Here is a 19,588-nt window from a genome sequence, read left to right as displayed (position 1 = left end):
TATGAAAACGCTCATCGCATTGGTAATCGGTGCAGTATGTGCAAGTAGCTTTGCAAACGCGCACGAACATAGTGATATGAAACCAACCAGTGAAACAATTGAAGTAAAAGTAGAACAGCTTGATCCAGCAAACGGTAACAAAGATGTAGGGACGATTACGATCACCGAATCCAACTACGGTTTAGTTTTCACCCCAAATCTGCAAGGCTTAACAGAAGGTTTACACGGCTTCCACATTCACCAAAATCCAAGCTGCGAAGCGAAAGAAAAAGACGGTAAACTCACTGCCGGTCTTGGTGCAGGCGGTCATTGGGATCCAAAAGAAACCAAACAACACGGCTTCCCATGGCAGGATGATGCACATTTAGGCGATTTACCGGTATTAACCGTATTACATGATGGCACAGCAACAAATCCGGTTTTAGCACCACGTCTTAAACACTTAGACGAAGTTCGTGGCCACTCAATTATGATTCACGCAGGCGGTGATAATCACGCCGATCGCCCAACTCCACTTGGTGGTGGCGGTGCGCGTATGGCGTGTGGGGTGATTAAATAATCTGATTTTTGAGATAAAAAAGTGCAGTCAAAATTTTGAATATTTTTGACCGCACTCTTATATTTTTTCCATCTCTTTACTCAATATAATAGGCGGCTTTTTATATTCCATTAAGGAGGGTTTTATGGATAGTAATTTCTCTTTTGTTTGGATTCAAGATGCATTTCAAATTAGCGATAATCAACAAGAAAAAGTATTAATTTTGGTTTATGCCGATAATGCCGAAATTGCAAAAAATTATATTCAATATTATCAACAAAAACATCAACTCCGCTTCTCTTTTCCATTAGAAATATTATCATTAGAAAATTATATACAATTTCATACGGATGAAATATTAGCTGAAATGCTTTATTCCGAAGCGGAAAAACTCTCGAAAAATCAACCGCTCTTTTTATTTTATCTTCGTCGTAATAATCTTCCTCAAACAAGCTTACCTAATTTACGAAAACAAATTTATGCCATTCCTTCTTGGTCAGAACAAATTTCGATTTCAAGATTTGCACTATTTGAAGTGCCACCAGTCATTGAATCCCGCTTATGGAATAATGGAGCAAAAGACAAATGCTATGCAGTAATTAATGCGGCAACAGCACGTTTCTTTCCTGATTTATTTCGTACTGAAAGTGTCAGTTATACCTGTTTATTTCAAGGTGAAAAAGCAAAAACTTATGCGAATAATGCGCCTTATTTAGTCGAACTTCCCAAAGAACATGGCATATTACCCCGTTTATTTTGTCGCAATGGTGAAAACTATGTAGAGGGAATTAATTATGGTGAACGTAATATTGGTATATTTTTTCATTCAAAGGCAACATCTGATGAATTATTAAACCATTTCCGAAAATGGTTTATATTACCAGATTATACAGAACACTTTTATTATTTTCGCTTTTTTGATCCGATTGTTTTAGAAGAATATCTCGATCGTTTACAAACCTATCCAACTAAATTAGCGGCGTTTTTTAATGGAAATATGATTGAAAAAATATTTTGCATTAAACGTGGAGATGAATTAATTGAGTATGAACCCAGTGTTGATTTATCGACATTTAAAAAAGCCAACAAACAGTTTGATAAGTTTGAAAATGAAGCATTTATCGCAAAGCGTAATAATTCACTTTGTGAAGATATAATTAGAGTATTGATGATACAACATCCGGAATTTGCCGAGGCTTATGGTAAAGAGATTGTAGAAAAAACGGTCAATCATGCTTATCGTTTGGTAAATACCGCAAGAATGAAAGAAAGCTCTAGCATTTTGCAGTTGGCATTAGCCAATTTGATTTATGGTGATTCGGTCAACTATTTAGATCCGGAAAATAAATTGAATGAAATTTTGATGAGTGATTTAACCGAACAAGAAAAGCAATTTTATTTAGAAAAACGCTTTGATGAACTGGAAAAACAAGGGCGTATTTACTATCAATTACAAGCTAAAGGAGCAAGCCATGTCTAGTATAAAATCCCTACATGTTGAAATGATGAAAAATTACCATTCTGAACAGATAGACAGGGTTGCCGATATGTGCCGTGCCGATGTGATGATTTATCATTATGATACGTTAAGAACGCCCAATAACCCACGCCGGCTTCCTGATGGCATCGAAGTAACAGTGTTTGATGAATCAGGTACGCCGTTTCCAGCGAAAATTGAAGAGGGTAAAAGTGTACACTATGGCGTACGTTGTGGTTATATTTCATGGCAGCTTTCGGGCGGCAAAGCGGCATCTTCTACTTATATAAAGCCATTTGACAGAAGAAACGGAACATACGCCATTTAAGGCTTCGGATGGACGAGTATTGGTGAAAGTACGGAATAAAATGTCAGATACGGATTTTATTAAATCGAAAGAACCCCTCAAACAACTCGCCAATCCCTTAAAAGTACAGGTAAGTTTTACGGAAAACGAGGTGGAAGCGGTCTATTTACCGCCACCGATTTTAGTGAATTTACGATTGAGACAGAATGAAACCATTTATCTAAACGAAGAACAAATCCTACAAATAAAAGATGATGGAGGTTGCGCAACCTTATTTATTCACGGTTATAGTGTACCACTCGGTCATATGGGGCGCTTTGCCAGTGATGAAGAGTTAGGCGAGCAAATATCATATCCATATTCTTTGAACCCCGAGAATATTCAACGTCCTTTCTTACACCAGCACGAAAAATTGATAAACCAACTTTCGGCTGTGATTTCACAAAGCAGAGGGGAAGAAATAGAGATTAAAGACGGCAGACCTTATGCAAAATATCCCAAAAAAGTTTGGTAATCGGTCTATTTATGCCAAACAGGAATTAGCTAAACGTTATGACAAACTGGAAGACACCTACAATGGTTTCAAAGCTCTGGCTTGGCTACCCAATGTGGAATATTACTTAAATCTTGCGGCAGCGGGTAAAGATGAATTAAGTGACTTTGACTTATGGGACAAGTACAGTCGTATTGTGGGAGTAACGTGGTCGGGCAGTGTTGATCCGGATATAAATTTCTTCCGTGCGGAAATGTACGCCAATGAATCGGGCAGAAAGTTAGCCGGCGTATTGAAACAGTTGATAGATGAAAATATACGAATCAACATTATTACCCATTCTTTAGGGGCGAGGGTTGCGCTTTCGGCAATGAATATCTTGGGGGATTTTGACGGAAAATACGATGATAAAATCGATAATCTGATTATGTGGGAAGCAGCGGTGGCAGATAATGCGATAACAAATCTGGATAATTACGAAGCCAAAAAGGCCTATAATCCGGTAGCAATGGAAATTTTTCCTTATGCCCATAAAGTGCCGAAACATATCACCGTGTTATATTCACAAGAAGATGGGGTGCTTGATGGTGATGATAGCTGGCGAGATGATGAGTTCTTAGGATTGCTAGGTGGTGCTTATCCCAAAAAATATTGGGCGATAGGTGGAGCTAAATGGGCATTTAGAGATTATTACCAAGGAACAGAGATTGAAGAATTTAGAGAGAGTTTTCATCCCATTAGCCCACCTTACTCGACAGATTATGGATTTAGAAAAACCGAGCGTAAATCGGTGATGTCACGAGCTTATTATCGACAAGCGATTCGGAAATTACTAGAGCAAGAAGCCAAGCAGGTTGCTGTGCAAGGTGGTATTGCCGAACTGAACTATCTTAAGCCTTGGAGCCATTTCAGACGATTTCCGGAAGAAGTGTTAGAACATATTATTGAGGTACTGACGGACAATATGCTGTCGAATTGGAACGGCAAGGGCTCGGAAGTGAGAGGCGCTTTAGGGCATTGTGGGAACAGACGAACGACTGAGGGGCAGGATAAATGGGGGAACCCCGTCTCTGAAAAAGAAGCGAAACGTTGGCATGATAAATTTATCGCTGATCTTCCGATAGAAAAACTCGAATTCTTCGGGCAGTTTGAAATTCGAAGAGGTGAAAATTTTTACTACTTTATTTCCCACTCGGCTATGCGCGAATGGGAATATCAACCAATTGATATTCATCAGGTTTTCCCGTTGATTTATAAATATAGCTATAAGCGGGAAATTATGGATAAAAAAATAAAACTATATTCAAAATTTGGGCGGTATTAACCATGAAGAAGAAACTCTTTATTACGGGCGTATTTGCATTAATTTGCTATGCAATATTTTATGTGTTTACTAACTGGCAAGATTTAATTTCAGAGACTGGAGAAGTTCAAACATTAGGCATCTCCAGTGATGGGAAATATGTCATTAGCGCTCATCGTTGGAAAAATGATAAAAAGAAAGATAAGACTAAGCTGGTTTTATGGAATATCGACAAAAAGGAAAAAAAAGTTATCGCTGAGGATGTGAATACAGATAGTGCTTATTTTATTCCCGACAGTCATGATTTTATGTGGCAGGGATTGGATAATGTCGTGCATATTCAAAATGTGAACGGAAAAGAGCTGGAAAGTTTTAAACATTTTGATTTAACAAGGCACATTATGAGTGCCGACAGAACTTTTTATGCCAGTGCCAACCAAACCGGCAAAATTTTTAAAGGGCACAGCGAGAATATGGTGCCGATTTACACCAATATACCGATTTGATTCATTATAATTTCGACTTGTCTGATAAATATTTTTTAACGGCTTCAAATGGTGGCACACCAGAAAATGCCGGAGTGGTTCAATTAAATCCAACAGCTGATCCCGTACAGCCCAGTGTTTATAAAAAAAGTAGCTATGATGGTGTAACTTTATGGGACAGAAAAACCTTAAAACCGGTAGCACGTCTTTGGGGATTTGGCGGACGCTCTGATGCTTTATTCAGCCCTGATGGAAAATGGATTGTCAGTGGCGGAGAAAATATACGTCACTATATGTGGGAAACCACAAATTTAACAAATCGATTAAGACTGGCTGACCCTGATCGAGGAATTGGAAATCCTGAAGGATATGATGATAGTCAACTTCTACGAGTCCCTGGCGTAGAGATCGACTTAAATAATCCGGTGACTTATGCCTTTGTGACAGATACGGAATTTATTGAATTAAGAATGGCGCCACCAAGAGATGGTAAAGGGGAAAAACATAGCCCGCTTTTTACCGTGGGTGATCCCTGGATAAAAGCCTTTGTGGAAATTGGTGACACTCCCGCAATTTCAACAGACGCTTATGAAAAATCAAATAGCATAGCCTCTGCCCCCAAAGCCCATATCCTCGTTACCGGGCAGGCTCATCACGGCGGCATTAATGTTTACCGCTATCACCCCGATAAAATGGAGTTAGAAAAAATCTGGGTGGCGTATTAGTCTAAAAAGTGCGGTTGATTTTTTACTGATTTTTTATTCAGAATATCATTTTAATTTAATACACAAATATTTTCCTAAATTTTAGGAAAAGCTATATTTTATTTATAACAGGTAAAAACATGAGAACTAACTTTATTACCATATTTATTATTTTACTTATTTACTTTTTTATCTCCTTACATTCAGGCTCTACAGATATGATTGTTTCATCATATCTTATCCTATATTATTTCATTATTTTATTCATTTATTCTGTTTTACATTTTATTACATTAAGATTATCTAAACATAAAATAAAAGGACCAATAAAATTTCTTCTATTTATAGCTTCTTTTGCTATTTTTTTTGGTTATTTTGCCTTGAGAAATTATATCGATGAAACAATCTATCGGAAAAGGATAAAAGAATCCACAAGTATATTTCTTGAGGTATTACAAAATGTGCCAAACAATACAGAGATCTGGGCTGATTATGATAGATTTTATGCTTCAACCGATAATTTAAAAGATGAAAAAGGAAAACAACCTACTTTTAAATGGGGAAATTTCGAGTTGACTTCATTAGATTCCCGTTACAGCACTGAAGAAGTTAAAGCAGTCAGTCTGACTCAACCAAAAGAACTTCCAAAGGGAATGCAATGTGGTATGGAATTATATTTTTCCTCGAAAAAATCAAAAAAAGACGAAGAAGGCGAAGAATATTATTTTAAGCCTGAATCCTTCCAATTTTCTCATTGCAATGTAAGGGAATTAGCCCTAAGTTTACATAAACAGAAAATCCAACTGAACAATGCAATATTGTATTATAGCGATGGCATAGAAAAAAGCTATGGGGCTTGGCGAGAATCAGTCAAACAGGCAGCCTCACAATTAGGCCTAAATGAATATTGGTTTGTGCGTTTGGAAGGACAGGTCAGAATTGAAAAAGAGTGGGTCGCTAACGATGATGATATTGGCGTGCTATTTGACATATCTGCGAACCCAATCGCTTTGGTTGTTAGTGCTGAGCATCAGACCGGTTTGGATAATATGAAGCTGAAACAATGTTTCATTAAATCTAACTCATCTACAATGATTTTAACAAACCTACAAGATGAAAAACCTACTTTGCTTACTAATGACTTAGTGGACAATAGCCAATCTCCTAATTGTCCAACGCTAATCAAAGTTACATTAGATTACCATCCAAATATATTTGAAGAGTTGTCTAATAAAAAAGAATTATTACTAAAAAATTTTTCTCATTTAGATAATAATATAAATGTAAACTGGAACGATAAATATCCTCGTTTGTATTCCTTGTGGACAGATTCTAATGAACATTCATTCTTTTGGGATAAATTAAATATCAAAGGATTTAATATTGAATCAATGTATGGAAGGAAAGAAGTAAGGGTTGAGCTTACAAATGATTCTTCAATAAAACTGGGAAATTTCATCTGTCGTCAAAAAGCTACTTTTTGGCATCATGATAAACCATTGGATAACTCTTTAGCATATGAGAATTTTACATTAATACGATGTAATATTGATGACGGGATATTACTAATTAAAAATCATCCCGTAAAAATTAATAAAGGTAAGTTAGCTTATTTTTATCCTAATGAACAATATTCTGAGATAGTAGATTTTGATGAAATAAAAAGCGTAAAAAAATCGCAGTTCAAATCAGAATATCTAGAACTTGACTTGATAGAACCTTATCCGATTTTGAATATAGCTAACAGTCAGTTTTATTTAGAGCAAGCTGTGGTTAATACAAAAAATGAAATAATTGCTTTACTAGGAGAAATTAAAGAAATAGCACCGATGGAGGGAGTAACTTTAGGGAAATGCAAATATGAAAATCCCTCACTTACATTGATTTTAAAAAATTTCACAGATAATGATGTGGAAGTTTCACTATCTACTCGTAAGCACTATCCACTAATTTTAAAAAATACTGAAAACGCATATTCATGCCGTGATATTCAGAAACAGCCATATTATATTTTGTCTGTAAATTCAAGGGATGGATATCGTAATAACTTTATAAAGAATTAAATAGTGTTGGTTCTGCCCTGAAATTTCATATTTTTGTTACCGAATAAACTCATCACGGAGATATTAATGTTTATTACTATTACCCAGATAAAATGAAGCAGGAAAAATCTGGGTGGAATATTCGTGATAAAGTGCGGTTAAAATTCTTGATATTTTCAACTGCACTTTTTTAAATTTAAATTCCAACCAATTTCCCCTTCTTCATTTCTAATTGGTATATTTTTGAGAACAATTCTCATTATATCACTTTGATTTTAATCATCTTTTGACTTGGTTTTATCTCCCTCTTTTTTATTATGTGATCCAGCTCAAACTTTCCTTTTCCCAAAAATGTTTTAATCAAACCTCTTTAATGATTACTCAGCAGCACAGTGGGGGAAGGATATTATGAGTAATGCCAATCAAATTAGCCGCCGAAATTTTATTAAGGCATCATCGGTAGGGGCTGCAGTTGCCGTATCCAATCTCAGTTTGCCGTTTAGTGCCGTGGCGGCAGAAACATCAACAACGCCCAAAGATGGCGAAGAAAAAATCGTATGGAGTGCCTGTACGGTAAACTGCGGCAGTCGTTGCCCTTTGCGTATGCACGTGAAAGATAACCGCATTACCTATGTTGAAACGGATAATACCGGCACAGAAACCTATAATCTCGATCATCAAGTGCGTGCCTGTTTACGTGGGCGTTCAATGCGCCGCCGTGTGTATAATCCCGACCGCTTAAAATACCCAATGAAACGGGTAGGAAAACGTGGTGAAGGAAAATTTAAACGGATTAGTTGGGATGAAGCCTTAACGGAAATTGCGAGAGCCTTAAAACGAAATATCGAAAAATATGGCAATGAATCGATTTATTTAAACTATGGCACCGGCACGCTTGGCGGCACAATGACCAAATCTTGGCCGCCTGCCTCCACAATGGTTGCCCGTTTTATGAATTGCATTGGCGGCTATTTGAATCACTACGGGGATTACAGTACCGCACAAATTGCCGTTGGGTTGGACTACACCTATGGTGGTGGTTGGGCGATGGGGAATGGTATGGCAGATATTGAAAACACCAAACTCATCGTACTGTTCGGCAATAATCCGGCAGAAACCCGTATGAGTGGTGGCGGTTTAACCTATTGTATTGAGCAAGCCAAAGCACGTTCTAATGCGAAAATGATCATTATCGACCCTCGTTATAACGATACGGCGGCAGGGCGTGAAGATGAATGGATTCCGATTCGTCCCGGTACGGACGCGGCGTTGGTTTCCGCATTAGCTTATGTGATGATTAGCGAGAATCTGGTGGATCAACCTTTCCTTGATAAATATTGTGTCGGCTATGATGAAAAAACCTTGCCAAAAGATGCCCCCAAAAATGGTCATTACAAAGCCTATATTTTAGGAATGGGAGAAGACGGCATTGCCAAAACGCCGGAATGGGCGGCAAAAATTACCGGTATTCCGGCTGATCGTATTATTAAACTCGCACGAGAAATCGGCAGCACAAAACCGGCATTTATTGCGCAGGGTTGGGGGCCGCAACGCCGAAGTAATGGCGAACTCATTTCCCGCGCGATTGCAATGTTGCCAATTTTGACCGGTAACGTAGGTATTCACGGCGGTAATACCGGCGCGCGTGAAAGTGCATACAGCATTCCTTTTGTGCGTATGCCAACCCTAGAAAATCCGGTGCAAGCCAGTATTCCGATGTTTATGTGGACAGATGCCATTATTCGCGGCTCGGAAATGACCGCACTGACCGATGGTATCCGTGGTGTGGATAAACTTTCCTCCCCGATTAAAGTGATCTGGAACTATGCGAGCAATTGCTTGATTAATCAACACGCACAAATCAATCGCACCCACGAAATTTTGCAAGACGAAAGCCAATGCGAAATGATCATCACCATTGATAATCATATGACCTCCACCGCAAAATATAGTGATATTCTGCTGCCCGATTGCACCGCTTCCGAGCAAATGGACTTCGCCCTTGATGCCTATGTGGCAAATATGAACTACGTGATTTTCGCCGACCAAGTGATTAAGCCGTCTTTTGAATGTCGCAATATCTATGATATGTTGAGCGATTTAGCCGAAAAAATGGGCGTGAAAGAGAAATTCACCGAAGGCCGTACGCAAGAACAATGGCTACGCCATATTTATGAACAATCTCGTGAACAACTGCCGGAATTGCCGACCTTTGATGAATTTAGACAACAAGGCATTTTCAAAAAAGTCGATCCGAACGGTTTTTATGTGGCGTACAAAGATTTTCGTGAAGATCCTGAAAAAAATCCTCTTCAAACCCCATCAGGCAAAATTGAAATTTATTCTTCCCGTTTGGCGGAAATCGCCAAAACGTGGAAATTGGCGGAAGATGAAGTTATTCATCCACTGCCGATTCACGCCCAAAGTTTCGAGCATTATGGCGATCCATTAATGGAAAAATATCCGCTCCAACTAAGCGGTTTCCACTACAAAGCCCGTACCCACTCCACCTATGGCAATGTGGATGTGTTAAAAGCGGCAAATCCGCAAGAAGTGTGGATGAACCCGATTGATGCCCAACCGCGTGGCATTAAAAATGGCGAGATGATTCGTATCTTTAACGATCGAGGGGAAGTGCGTATTAATGTGAAGGTTACCCCTCGTATTATGCCGGGCGTAGTGGCATTAAGCGAAGGGGCGTGGTATGCACCGGATAAAGATCGCATTGATCATTCCGGTTGTATCAACGTATTAACGACCCAACGCCCTTCACCGTTGGCAAAAGGGAATCCGCAACATTCTAATTTAGTTCAAGTGGAACGCTTGTAAGGAAAGCATTATGGAACAGTATGGTTTTTATTTTGATTCTGAACGCTGTACAGGCTGCAAAACTTGTGAATTAGCCTGTAAAGATTATAAAGATTTAGGCACAGAGGTGAATTTCCGCCGCATTTATGAATATACAGGCGGCAACTGGACACAACAACCGGACGGCTGTTGGCACCAAGATGTATTCGCCTATTATATGTCGATTTCCTGCAATCATTGTGCCGATCCTGCTTGTACTAAGGTTTGCCCAACCGGTGCAATGCACAAAAACGAAGACGGTTTTGTCATCGTCAATGAAGAAATTTGTATCGGTTGCCGCTATTGCCATATGGCTTGCCCTTATGACGCACCGCAATATGATGCACAAAAAGGGCATATGACAAAATGTGATGGCTGTTATTCCCGTGTGAAAGCAGGGCAAAAACCGATTTGTGTGGAGGCTTGTCCGTTGCGTGCGTTAGATTTTGCTCCGATTGATGAACTCCGTGCCAAATATGGCGAACAGGCTTCCATTGCACCACTCCCCCCAGCGGAGATTACACAACCGAATTTAGTCGTAAAACCCAACAAAAATGCCCGTCCAAGCGGTGATATAGACGGCTTTTTAGGCAATCCAAGAGAGGTATAAAATGAACGCAGGATTACACGAACTTCCATTAGTCTTTTTTACCGTATTGGCACAAAGTGCGGTTGGCTCGTGGCTTGTTTTTTCACTGGTATTAGCCGGTACGACAAATGAAAAAAGCCGAAATTATATCCATAAAGCAATGTTTGTGATTTTAGCATTTTTGGGCTTGGGCTTTATCGCCTCGGCAATGCACTTAGGTTCGCCAATGCGTGCATTTAACGCCCTTAATCGGATTGGTGAATCAATGATCAGTAACGAGATTGCCACCGGTGCAATTTTCTTCGCCCTTGCAGGCTTCTATTGGCTCATCGCCATAATGGGAAAAATGCCTGCCACACTTGGCAATTTGTGGCGAATATTGACCGCACTTTTCGGCATTGTATTTATGTATGTGATGGATCAGGTTTATCACCTTGAAAGCGTTCCCACTTGGAATACCGCTTTCACCTCTTGGTCGTTTTATCTCACCGTTGTATTGGGGGGATTATCCTTAGCCTATGCCTTGCTAATCCCAAACAAACAACGTGAATATTCACTCTCTTTCGTGCCGACTTTATTCACCCTCGCATTGCTGTGTGTCGCAATCCTTGCGGTGTATCAGGCATTCGGCTTGCACAATATTCATAGTGCTATTCAAAACGCCGCCGCACTCGTACCGGACTATGCCGTGATGACCGCCATTCGCCTCTGTTTATTGGCGATTGCCGCATTTATCCTTTTTCGCACCAAAAATGTGGGATTGCTTGGTCTTGCCGTGATTTTCACATTACTCGCTGAAGGCATTGGGCGTGTGTTGTTCTATGGTTTACATATGACATTGGGTATGGCGATTGGGGCTTAAATAGGCGAAAAGTGCGGTTAATTTTACGGAGAATTTATGCAAGATCTTTTTGAACAAATTTCCCTTTACGGGCGTTTACTCGGGGCGGCTTTTTATTATGAACCGAATGATCCCCGCCTTGAGGGAATTTTAAACTTCTTTCGTCAACGGAATTGGACGCAGGATTGGGAAATAACGTTTGATGAAAAAACACGTGAAAAAATGACCGCACTTATTGAACAGGGCTTAAATCAAGATCTCGGCGAACAATATCAACGTTTATTTATTGGGCCAAATGCACTCCCCACACCGCCTTGGGGATCGGTTTATCTTGATCCTGAATCTGTGATTTTTGGCAATTCGTTACTTGCTTTGCGTGATTTTCTTCATCGACATCAAATTGCGTTTCAATCACAACAAGACGAGCCGGAAGATCACATCGGTTTAATGCTGCTGCTCGCCGCTTATCTTGCGGAAAATCGACCGCACTTGGTGGTGGAATTTCTGCGTGAACATTTTTTAACTTGGGCGTTGCATTTTCTAACCTTGCTAACCGAAGTTGAAAATGCCCCTTTCTATCAAGGATTGGCGATACTCACCGAACAAGTGTTGGAATACTGGAAAAGTACATTGCATATTGATGTGCCGAAAATGAAGTTTTACCGATAATGAAAAACGAGGCTTACTATCAGGCTTATTTAAGTCATCATCAAATCTCCCGCCGCGGTTTATTTCGCAGTTTGTTCGCTGCGGGGGAATTGGTTGAGGATAAATTTCATCGAACGCTTCCCCCTTTTGCCGCACGGAAAGATTTATTTGATGTCGCCTGTAATGGCTGCGGTGAATGTGTTTCTGCCTGTCCCAATGGATTAATTCGATTAGCACAACATCAAGCCGTGCTTGAAATTGATTATGCCTCTTGTGATTTCTGCGGAAAATGTGCCAAAGCCTGCCCAACAAAAGCATTACACCCAAGTTTTGCGGCAGATACCTTTCTCCGCCCACAATTTTCTTCTGATTGTTTAATCAAACAACACCAACCCTGCACCGACTGTCAAACTTCCTGCCCACAACAAGCCATTTCGCCAACATTAACGGTGAATAGTGAAGTATGCAATGGTTGTGGGGAATGCAAAATAGCCTGTTTTGCTAATGCCATCACATTAAAATGAAATATTGAAGCTCTTAAATATTAAGGACGCCAAACTTGACGCCCTTACGAATCACGTTATTCTGATTTTGTGGTGTTATTTTATATAAAAAATACGATAAATTTTGACCGCACTTGAAACACCATTATGGACAAGGCTTGCTCACCATAATTTCAATCACTTGGCGATCAATGTGCTGCATACTTTTTGAGGCAATGGAACAGAGGTTGTCAATGGTGCGGTCGAGGTCGTGTTCAACAATGCCTTCGTTGCCGGTAACGTGGGTTTCGTCCATTGCCATCAGCACGGATTTATAACCACTGGCGACACTGGTGGAGACTTTCATTGCGCAACTGTTTGCCGCGCCATCGCAAATAATGCCGCTAATATCGCCGATCATACTGCAAATTCCCATACTGACGGTTTCAAACTTGCCGGTAAGCAAATAGGCAACGCCGGCACAACTTCCCATTGCGGCGGTGGTCACGGCACAAAGGGCAGATAATTTGGGTAATTTGCTGTGAATATAAATTGCCACTAAATGGGATAAAAATAAGGCACGCAGGCGTTTTTCTTCATCAACCTTTAAGAAATCCGCCACCACGACCACCGGCATTGTTGCCGCAATGCCTTGGTTGCCCGAGCCGGAATTGCTCATTGCAGGCAAGGTTGCACCGCCCATTCGGGCATCGGAAGCGGCGGTGGTTTCAATCATAATTTTGCTCAGTAAATCATCAGAAATTAAACCGCTGCCAACCTGTTTACGCAAGGTTCTGCCAATATGTAAGCCATAATCGGTACGTAGCCCTTCATTAGAAAGTGCGCGGTTGAGTTCTGCCGCCTGCCCAATAAAACGAATTTTGTCTAATGCTACTTGGCAGGAAAAATCGAAAATCTCGCGTGCGGTAACTTGTTTGAAAATATCATAGGGATCGCCATCAACACATTCATTCTGCGCTTTCTCAAATAATATTTCGCCGTTTTTTTCAATCAAAATGACATTGGTATGTTGATCTTGAATAATGACTTTCACCCAATCATTCTCGGCAAAAAGTATGGCTTCAGAATACAAAATATGCTCCGTTGGATGAATATCCACAAAAACCAATTTGTTCTCCAACATTGCTTTTGCATTGGCGACTTGTTCCAGCGTGATATGTTTCAATACTTCCAAGCCCCCCTCAGGATCACCTCCCAATGCCCCCACCGCGGCAGCAATGGGTAGCCCGACCATTCCCGTCCCCGGCACGGCGACACCCAAGCCGTTTTTCATTAAATTGGGAGAGACTTTGGCTTTAATTTTTGTTGGAATTTTGCCTAAATATTTTGCGGCGGTTGCGGAAGCAAGGGCAAGAGAGATAGGTTCGGTGCAGCCTAATGCCGGTACGACATCACGTTTAACGATGGCAATTAATGGGTTTTCAATGTGTTCCAATCTGTTTTCAATCATAAAAATGGTCTCAAATTATGGTTGTTTTTCTTGTAAAGTGCGGTTGAAATTTTCAATATTTTTTAACCGCACTTTTTGTCTTTATAGGTTAAACACTGCCCGCCTTTTCAATCACTAAAATTCGTGCTTCGCCCTGTGGGTGAGCAATATGTTCGGTGCCGATGCCTGCGTAGAAAATGTCGCCGGTTTCCAATAACACGCTTTTGGTTTCACCCTGTTCTTTATAGTGCATTTCCACCTTGCCGTTCATCACGACAAACACTTCCTCGCCGTCATTAATGTGCCATTTGTAAGGTGCGTTCGTCCAATGCAAACGTACGCTGATACCGTTCATTTCGGTGATATCTAAAGCGCCCCATGCACGGGCTGCGGTGAAATCTGCACTGCGAATGATTTTGTGTGTCATATTATTTCCTTAACCTTAATGCGCCTCGTCCCAATTTTTTCCTACGCCCACTTCCACGATTAATGGCACGACAAGATTTGCGGCGGCTTCCATATATTGTTTGATCTGTGAGCGATAAAACTCAACTTTTTCCGACCGCACTTCAAACACCAATTCATCGTGAACCTGCATAATCATTTCAATATCGGGATCGTTGCGTACCAATTCATCTAATTTAATCATCGCACGTTTAATAATATCGGCAGCCGTCCCTTGCATTGGTGCGTTGATTGCCACACGTTCCGCCCCTTTACGGCGCATTGCATTGCTTGAGTTAATGTCCGGCAAATACAAGCGGCGACCAAATAAGGTTTCCACATAGCCCTGTGCTTTGGCTTTTTCACGAATATTGCTCATAAAGGTTTGTACACCGGGGTAGCGTTGGAAATATAAATCCATATATTTTTGCGCGTCAGGGCGGGGAATACCCAGTTGGCGTGAAAGCCCGAAAGCGGACATTCCATAAATTAAACCGAAGTTAATGGCTTTGGCATTGCGGCGTTGCTCGCTTGTTACTTCATCGGGCGGTACGCCAAAAATTTCTGCCGCAGTTGCACGGTGAATATCCTGTCCTTGCGTGAAGGCATTAATTAAGCCCTGATCTTCCGACAAATGCGCCATAATGCGGAGTTCGATTTGAGAGTAGTCCGCCGCAACGATGGAATAGCCCTCACGTGCAATAAAAGCTTGGCGGATACGGCGACCTTCGTCGTGACGAATCGGAATATTCTGCAAATTTGGATCGCTGGAAGATAAACGCCCCGTGGCAGTCACGGCTTGATGATATGAGGTATGCACCCGCCCTGTTTCGGCATTGACCATTTGTGGCAGCTTATCGGTGTAGGTGGATTTCAGCTTGCTCAATCCACGGTGTTCCACCAATACTTTGGGTAATGCGTGGCTATAAGCCAGTTCTTCTAATACTTCTTCATTGGTGGAAGGTGCGCCTTTCGGTGTTTTTTGCAGCACCGGCAAGCCGAGTTTATCAAATAAAATCTCTTGTAATTGTTTTGTTGAGGCAAGGTTGAAAGTTTGCCCTGCCAATTCGTAGGCTTGCTGTTCAAGTGCGGTCAATCTGGCGGCAATTTCGTTTGATTGTAGAAAGAGTGCATCACTGTCAATCAATACGCCGGTGCGTTCCATTCGGGAAAGTACGCTTAACAAGGGTAATTCCATTTCTTCAAAAAGTGTTGCAAGGCTTGGTGTTTCTTGCAATTTTGCCCATAAGGTTTGCTGCAATTTCATCGTGACATCGGCATCTTCCGCCGCATATTCGGCAGCCTGTTCCAATGGAATTTGATTGAAGGTGAGTTGATTTTTGCCTTTACCGGCGATGTCTTCAAAGCTGATGGTTTGATGTCCTAAATAGCGTTTGGCAAGGTCATCCATATTATGGCGACCGGTGCTATTTAATACATAAGATTCAAGCATTGTATCAAAGGCGACACCCTGCACCTCAATACCGTGGCGTGCCAAAATGGTGAGATCATATTTGATATTTTGTCCCACTTTTTTGATATTGGCATTTTCTAAAATCGGTTTTAAGGCTGAAAGTGCGGTCGTTTTTTCTAAGGTTTTTGGCGCACCGAGATAATCTAATTGCAGCGGAAGGTAGGCGGCTTCACCATTTTCTAAAGCAAAAGAAAGTCCGACTAAATTTGCCGCCATATAATCCAGATTGTCGGTTTCTGTATCCAAGGCGAATAATGGAGCTTGCGAAAGTTTTTCAATCCAACGTTGGAGATCCGTTTCGGTCAATAAGGTTTCGTATTGACTGCGATCAATGTGAATTTCAGGGGGATTTTCAACCGCACTTGTGTTGCTCGGTGTTGCCTGATAACCACTCATTTTTACCGCTTGTTCGGTGGTTTGCGTGATGGAATCCGCACCGTTCATCACCTCATTTAACCAACGTTTAAATTCATAACGCCCAAAATATTCGGTGAGCCGATCATTTTGGCTTTCACCGAGTAATAATTCTTCCGGCGTAATGCTGAGTGCGACATCCGTTTTAATGGTGGCAAGGGCATAGGACAAATCCGCCATTGGTTTTTCCGCAAGCAATTTATCGCCCAATTTTTTTGCCCCCCGAATCGGCAATTCCGCCACTTTTTCAAGGTTGGCATAAATTTCCGCCATACTGCCGATACCTTGTAAAAGCCCTAAAGCCGTTTTTTCGCCCACGCCTGCCACACCGGGAATGTTATCGGCACTGTCGCCCATTAAGGCAAGGTAATCAATAATGAGTTCCGGCGGAATGCCGTATTTTTCAATCACCCCTTCACGATCTAACAAGGTATTATTCATTGTGTTGATAAGCATAATGTTGTCATCAACCAACTGTGCCATATCCTTATCACCGGTGCTGATCAGCACTTTTTTACCCGCTCGGGAAGCCTGTACGGCGAGTGTGCCAATCACATCGTCCGCTTCCACACCTTCTACCGATAAAAGCGGAATACCGAGCGCACGAATAATATCGTGTAGCGGTTGAATTTGTTTACGTAGATCATCCGGCATTGGGGGGCGATGAGATTTATATTGCTCAAACATTTCATCGCGGAAGGTTTTCCCTTTGGCATCAAATACCACGGCAATATGGCTGGGTTGTACCTGTGAAATCAGGCTTTTAAGCATATTCAACACGCCGTACATTGCACCGGTAGGTTCGCCTGCGGAATTGGTTAAAGGGGGAAAAGCGTGAAATGCGCGATATAAATAAGAAGAACCGTCCACTAACACCAGTGGATTTGCTGCAATTTGTGCCATATAAATCTCGTTTGAAGGGAAAAATTGCCGCATTATAGCGTAAATTAGAAAGGGGTGCGAACGGATAAAAGCTCGCCAATTAACCCTAAAGTATATGACGAAAAAACTTGGCTATGGCATAATGCCGCCCATTCAAAATGGAAATACAAAGGAAATACAATGTCATTAAAATCGGTTGAAATTGTCGTATTAGGGCAAGTCTTACGTTTAAATGTGCCTCAAGAACAAGAGGAGGCGTTGCGTCAGGCGGCTCGAAATTTAGATGCGTTGGTTTCCGAAATGAAAGAAAAAACCGGTTTGATTCAGCTTGATCGTGTGCTTTCCATCGTTGCCTTGAATTTAAGTTTTGAATTAACCCAAGAAAAAAACAAAAATGCCCAAATTGAAGATGTGCTGAAAACCAGAATTCAGCAGTTGGATCATTCGTTGGAGAGTATTCGACAAGCAAAAGGATAAGCTAATTAAAAAGTGCGGCTGATTTTTCAGCCGTTTTTTTTATTTTGATATTACCGACTTAATTGTCACTCAATTTTATTTTGTATATACTTTTAATATGTATTTATTGAAAGGGTAAGAAATGGAAGTCGCTATCGCAAAACTTTTTTGGACCGGCAACTCACAAGCATTACGTTTACCAAAAGAATTTCGTTTTGTGGGGAAAGAAGTTCGTTTAACAAAACAAGGCAATAAAGTCGTGATTGAATCCATTCCCGATGATTGGTCTTGGCTGGATGAATTGGGCGATCCGGATCCTAGTTTAGAAAAAGCGGTAAATGAACTACGCACCGAGCAAAATCAAACGCGTGATTGGGCGGTATTTAAATGAAATACTTATTGGATACAAATGCAGTCATCGCTTTATTGAATCATCACCCAAATTTTATTGCCCGTTTAAAACAACATTCACCGAATGATTTTGTGGTTTCAAGTATTGTGATGTTTGAGCTGTATTACGGTGCAAATAAAAGCCAAAAGGTAAAGGAAAATCTGGCTAAATTAGATAAATTGATTTTTGAAGAAATTCCTTTTGATCACCTTTCGGCAATGGAAGCTGGGAAAATTCGTGCGCATTTATCTAAGGTGGGGTTACCCATCGGCCCTTACGACACGATGATTGCAGGGCAAGCCATTGCACACGATTTCATTTTAATTACACATAATGTGAAAGAATTTGAAAGAGTACCCGATTTAAAATTTGAAGATTGGTTATAAATCTTGCTAAAAAGTCGTTAATAAAATATCTAAAATAAAGACTGGTCAAAGCGAGTCAATTCCGCTAGTATAGCCACCATAAAAATTTCCTGGGGTGTTCGCCAGTGGGTTATGTCCCTGAGCCGATACTTAAAATCTTATAAATCGGTTTCCCGTCATTGGTGTGTAGGCTTTGCCTTTATTGTTCTTATGAAAAATAAAGGAATTAAGAAACCTAAAAATGACCTTATCGATTTCCTTGAACCATCGGGTTCAAGGACTACCACCCGCAACGGCACTCCGGGTCCCTTCTTCGCTCATTTCTATGAATATTCAGCAACAACGCCAACAAATTCGTCAGCAAGTTCGCAAAACACGGGCAAATTTGACCGCACTTCAGCAACAGCAAGCGGAACAATCCATCACCATTCAAGCCTTAAATCTAATCGAACAATATCAAGCACAAAATATTGCTTTATATTTTTCCTTTGACGGTGAAATTTCTACAGGTGCATTAATAAAAGCCCTTTGGCAACAAAATAAGAATGTGTTTTTGCCGGTATTACACCCTTTTGCAAAACATCATTTGTTGTTTCTGCGTTATTTGCCGGATACACCGTTGGTACAAAATCGGTTTGGTATTTGGCAGCCCAAGCTCAATGTGCAAAATGTGTTGCCGCTAAATAAATTGGATATTCTATTCACGCCTTTGGTTGCGTTTGATAAACAGGGCAACCGTCTTGGTATGGGCGGGGGTTTTTATGATCGCACGTTGCAAAATTGGCAGGAAAAATCCTTCATTCCTATCGGGCTAGCCCACGCTTGCCAACAGCTTGAAAACTTGCCGATTGAACACTGGGATGTCCCCTTATTTGACATTTTGATTGGGTAAAACCTATCATCTGACAAAATTTGATAGATAAAATCAAAATATTTCATTTTTCCTCTTGAAATCC

Annotated in this window: 19 protein-coding genes, 1 other RNA gene and 1 pseudogene; 18 read left to right on the top strand and 3 right to left on the bottom strand. The window is 40.8% G+C overall.

The features are described from left to right. Position 1: 1 nt before the first annotated feature. The 13 genes and pseudogenes from sodC to napF all read left to right on the top strand — a co-directional run bounded on the left by sodC (position 2) and on the right by napF (position 12,798). Entirely contained in the window at positions 2 to 559 is a 558-nt protein-coding gene (gene sodC / locus BKL49_RS00255; RefSeq protein WP_077422646.1) for a superoxide dismutase family protein, read from the top strand. A gap of 124 nt (positions 560 to 683) precedes the next feature. Then, complete coding sequence (locus BKL49_RS00250; RefSeq protein ID WP_244151922.1) at positions 684 to 2,018, top strand: DUF4123 domain-containing protein; 1,335 nt, start codon at positions 684 to 686, stop codon at positions 2,016 to 2,018. Beyond that, a complete protein-coding gene (locus BKL49_RS12535) occupies positions 2,011 to 2,343 on the top strand; it encodes a hypothetical protein (protein WP_244151921.1) in 333 nt (110 codons plus the stop codon). The genes BKL49_RS00250 and BKL49_RS12535 overlap by 8 nt, the downstream gene beginning before the upstream one ends. Next, complete coding sequence (locus tag BKL49_RS12530; RefSeq protein ID WP_244151920.1) at positions 2,312 to 2,836, top strand: hypothetical protein; 525 nt, start codon at positions 2,312 to 2,314, stop codon at positions 2,834 to 2,836. Before BKL49_RS12535 ends, BKL49_RS12530 begins: the two co-directional genes overlap by 32 nt. 61 nt (positions 2,837 to 2,897) lie before the next feature. Next, a pseudogene (locus BKL49_RS12525) lies at positions 2,898 to 4,139 on the top strand (alpha/beta hydrolase); the annotation flags it as partial. Positions 4,140 to 4,141: 2 nt separating this feature from the next. Further along, complete coding sequence (locus BKL49_RS12520) at positions 4,142 to 4,624, top strand: hypothetical protein (protein WP_244151918.1); 483 nt, start codon at positions 4,142 to 4,144, stop codon at positions 4,622 to 4,624. 17 nt (positions 4,625 to 4,641) lie between these two features. Then, positions 4,642 to 5,328, top strand: a complete 687-nt coding sequence (locus tag BKL49_RS12515) for a hypothetical protein (protein WP_244151917.1) — start codon at positions 4,642 to 4,644, stop codon at positions 5,326 to 5,328. 197 nt (positions 5,329 to 5,525) lie between these two features. Further along, positions 5,526 to 7,370 (top strand): hypothetical protein, encoded by a 1,845-nt coding sequence (locus BKL49_RS00235; RefSeq protein ID WP_143530780.1) that lies wholly within the window; start codon positions 5,526 to 5,528, stop codon positions 7,368 to 7,370. 387 nt (positions 7,371 to 7,757) lie between these two features. Further along, positions 7,758 to 10,178 (top strand): DMSO/selenate family reductase complex A subunit, encoded by a 2,421-nt coding sequence (locus tag BKL49_RS00230; protein WP_077422643.1) that lies wholly within the window; start codon positions 7,758 to 7,760, stop codon positions 10,176 to 10,178. A 10-nt stretch (positions 10,179 to 10,188) separates the two neighbouring features. Then, entirely contained in the window at positions 10,189 to 10,806 is a 618-nt protein-coding gene (locus tag BKL49_RS00225; protein ID WP_077422642.1) for a DMSO/selenate family reductase complex B subunit, read from the top strand. A gap of 1 nt (position 10,807) precedes the next feature. After that, positions 10,808 to 11,647, top strand: a complete 840-nt coding sequence (locus BKL49_RS00220; RefSeq protein ID WP_077422641.1) for a dimethyl sulfoxide reductase anchor subunit family protein — start codon at positions 10,808 to 10,810, stop codon at positions 11,645 to 11,647. Positions 11,648 to 11,683: 36 nt separating this feature from the next. Further along, the gene (dmsD, locus tag BKL49_RS00215) at positions 11,684 to 12,295 is read left to right on the top strand and encodes a Tat proofreading chaperone DmsD (RefSeq protein WP_077422640.1); all 612 of its coding nucleotides are present in this window, start codon (positions 11,684 to 11,686) and stop codon (positions 12,293 to 12,295) included. Next, positions 12,295 to 12,798 (top strand): ferredoxin-type protein NapF, encoded by a 504-nt coding sequence (napF, locus tag BKL49_RS00210; RefSeq protein ID WP_077422639.1) that lies wholly within the window; start codon positions 12,295 to 12,297, stop codon positions 12,796 to 12,798. The genes dmsD and napF overlap by 1 nt, the downstream gene beginning before the upstream one ends. Positions 12,799 to 12,922: 124 nt before the next feature. Here napF and BKL49_RS00205 read toward each other — a convergent pair whose 3' ends face one another. The 3 genes from BKL49_RS00205 to polA form a co-directional block, all read right to left on the bottom strand. Next, positions 12,923 to 14,227, bottom strand: a complete 1,305-nt coding sequence (locus tag BKL49_RS00205; protein WP_077422638.1) for an L-cysteine desulfidase family protein — start codon at positions 14,225 to 14,227, stop codon at positions 12,923 to 12,925. Positions 14,228 to 14,315: 88 nt separating this feature from the next. Continuing rightward, complete coding sequence (locus BKL49_RS00200) at positions 14,316 to 14,633, bottom strand: cupin domain-containing protein (protein ID WP_077422637.1); 318 nt, start codon at positions 14,631 to 14,633, stop codon at positions 14,316 to 14,318. Between the two features lie 15 nt (positions 14,634 to 14,648). Beyond that, positions 14,649 to 17,441 carry a DNA polymerase I gene (gene polA, locus BKL49_RS00195; RefSeq protein WP_077422636.1) on the bottom strand — a complete coding sequence of 931 codons (2,793 nt, stop codon included), beginning with the start codon at positions 17,439 to 17,441 and terminating at the stop codon, positions 14,649 to 14,651. 159 nt (positions 17,442 to 17,600) lie between these two features. Here polA and BKL49_RS00190 point away from each other — a divergent pair, with 159 nt between their 5' ends. From BKL49_RS00190 to BKL49_RS00170, 5 genes are all read left to right on the top strand, one after another. Further along, positions 17,601 to 17,897 carry a cell division protein ZapA gene (locus tag BKL49_RS00190; RefSeq protein ID WP_077422635.1) on the top strand — a complete coding sequence of 99 codons (297 nt, stop codon included), beginning with the start codon at positions 17,601 to 17,603 and terminating at the stop codon, positions 17,895 to 17,897. A gap of 121 nt (positions 17,898 to 18,018) precedes the next feature. Beyond that, complete coding sequence (locus BKL49_RS00185; protein WP_077422634.1) at positions 18,019 to 18,267, top strand: antitoxin; 249 nt, start codon at positions 18,019 to 18,021, stop codon at positions 18,265 to 18,267. Continuing rightward, the gene (locus BKL49_RS00180; protein WP_077422633.1) at positions 18,264 to 18,653 is read left to right on the top strand and encodes a type II toxin-antitoxin system VapC family toxin; all 390 of its coding nucleotides are present in this window, start codon (positions 18,264 to 18,266) and stop codon (positions 18,651 to 18,653) included. Before BKL49_RS00185 ends, BKL49_RS00180 begins: the two co-directional genes overlap by 4 nt. Before the next feature lie 83 nt (positions 18,654 to 18,736). Further along, positions 18,737 to 18,943, top strand: a non-coding RNA gene (gene ssrS / locus BKL49_RS00175) — 6S RNA. Between the two features lie 14 nt (positions 18,944 to 18,957). Then, a complete protein-coding gene (locus tag BKL49_RS00170) occupies positions 18,958 to 19,524 on the top strand; it encodes a 5-formyltetrahydrofolate cyclo-ligase (RefSeq protein WP_077422632.1) in 567 nt (188 codons plus the stop codon). The last annotated feature ends 64 nt before the right edge of the window (positions 19,525 to 19,588 follow it).

The sequence above is a fragment of the Rodentibacter myodis genome, assembly GCF_001999305.1.
GTDB lineage: Bacteria > Pseudomonadota > Gammaproteobacteria > Enterobacterales > Pasteurellaceae > Rodentibacter > Rodentibacter myodis.
Note: the sequence above shows the minus strand (reverse complement) of the source record. Positions and strands in the feature narration are given on the sequence as shown.

Bases quoted from the DNA above. Each gene is read 5' to 3' on its own strand.
- sodC (WP_077422646.1), top strand. From the start codon at position 2: ATGAAAACGCTCATCGCATTGGTAATCGGTGCAGTATGTGCAAGTAGC.
- BKL49_RS00250 (WP_244151922.1), top strand. From the start codon at position 684: ATGGATAGTAATTTCTCTTTTGTTTGGATTCAAGATGCATTTCAAATT.
- BKL49_RS12535 (WP_244151921.1), top strand. From the start codon at position 2,011: ATGTCTAGTATAAAATCCCTACATGTTGAAATGATGAAAAATTACCAT.
- BKL49_RS12520 (WP_244151918.1), top strand. From the start codon at position 4,142: ATGAAGAAGAAACTCTTTATTACGGGCGTATTTGCATTAATTTGCTAT.
- BKL49_RS00235 (WP_143530780.1), top strand. From the start codon at position 5,526: ATGATTGTTTCATCATATCTTATCCTATATTATTTCATTATTTTATTC.
- BKL49_RS00230 (WP_077422643.1), top strand. From the start codon at position 7,758: ATGAGTAATGCCAATCAAATTAGCCGCCGAAATTTTATTAAGGCATCA.
- BKL49_RS00225 (WP_077422642.1), top strand. From the start codon at position 10,189: ATGGAACAGTATGGTTTTTATTTTGATTCTGAACGCTGTACAGGCTGC.
- BKL49_RS00220 (WP_077422641.1), top strand. From the start codon at position 10,808: ATGAACGCAGGATTACACGAACTTCCATTAGTCTTTTTTACCGTATTG.
- dmsD (WP_077422640.1), top strand. From the start codon at position 11,684: ATGCAAGATCTTTTTGAACAAATTTCCCTTTACGGGCGTTTACTCGGG.
- napF (WP_077422639.1), top strand. From the start codon at position 12,295: ATGAAAAACGAGGCTTACTATCAGGCTTATTTAAGTCATCATCAAATC.
- BKL49_RS00205 (WP_077422638.1), bottom strand. From the start codon at position 14,227: ATGATTGAAAACAGATTGGAACACATTGAAAACCCATTAATTGCCATC.
- BKL49_RS00200 (WP_077422637.1), bottom strand. From the start codon at position 14,633: ATGACACACAAAATCATTCGCAGTGCAGATTTCACCGCAGCCCGTGCA.
- polA (WP_077422636.1), bottom strand. From the start codon at position 17,441: ATGGCACAAATTGCAGCAAATCCACTGGTGTTAGTGGACGGTTCTTCT.
- BKL49_RS00190 (WP_077422635.1), top strand. From the start codon at position 17,601: ATGTCATTAAAATCGGTTGAAATTGTCGTATTAGGGCAAGTCTTACGT.
- BKL49_RS00185 (WP_077422634.1), top strand. From the start codon at position 18,019: ATGGAAGTCGCTATCGCAAAACTTTTTTGGACCGGCAACTCACAAGCA.
- BKL49_RS00180 (WP_077422633.1), top strand. From the start codon at position 18,264: ATGAAATACTTATTGGATACAAATGCAGTCATCGCTTTATTGAATCAT.
- BKL49_RS00170 (WP_077422632.1), top strand. From the start codon at position 18,958: ATGAATATTCAGCAACAACGCCAACAAATTCGTCAGCAAGTTCGCAAA.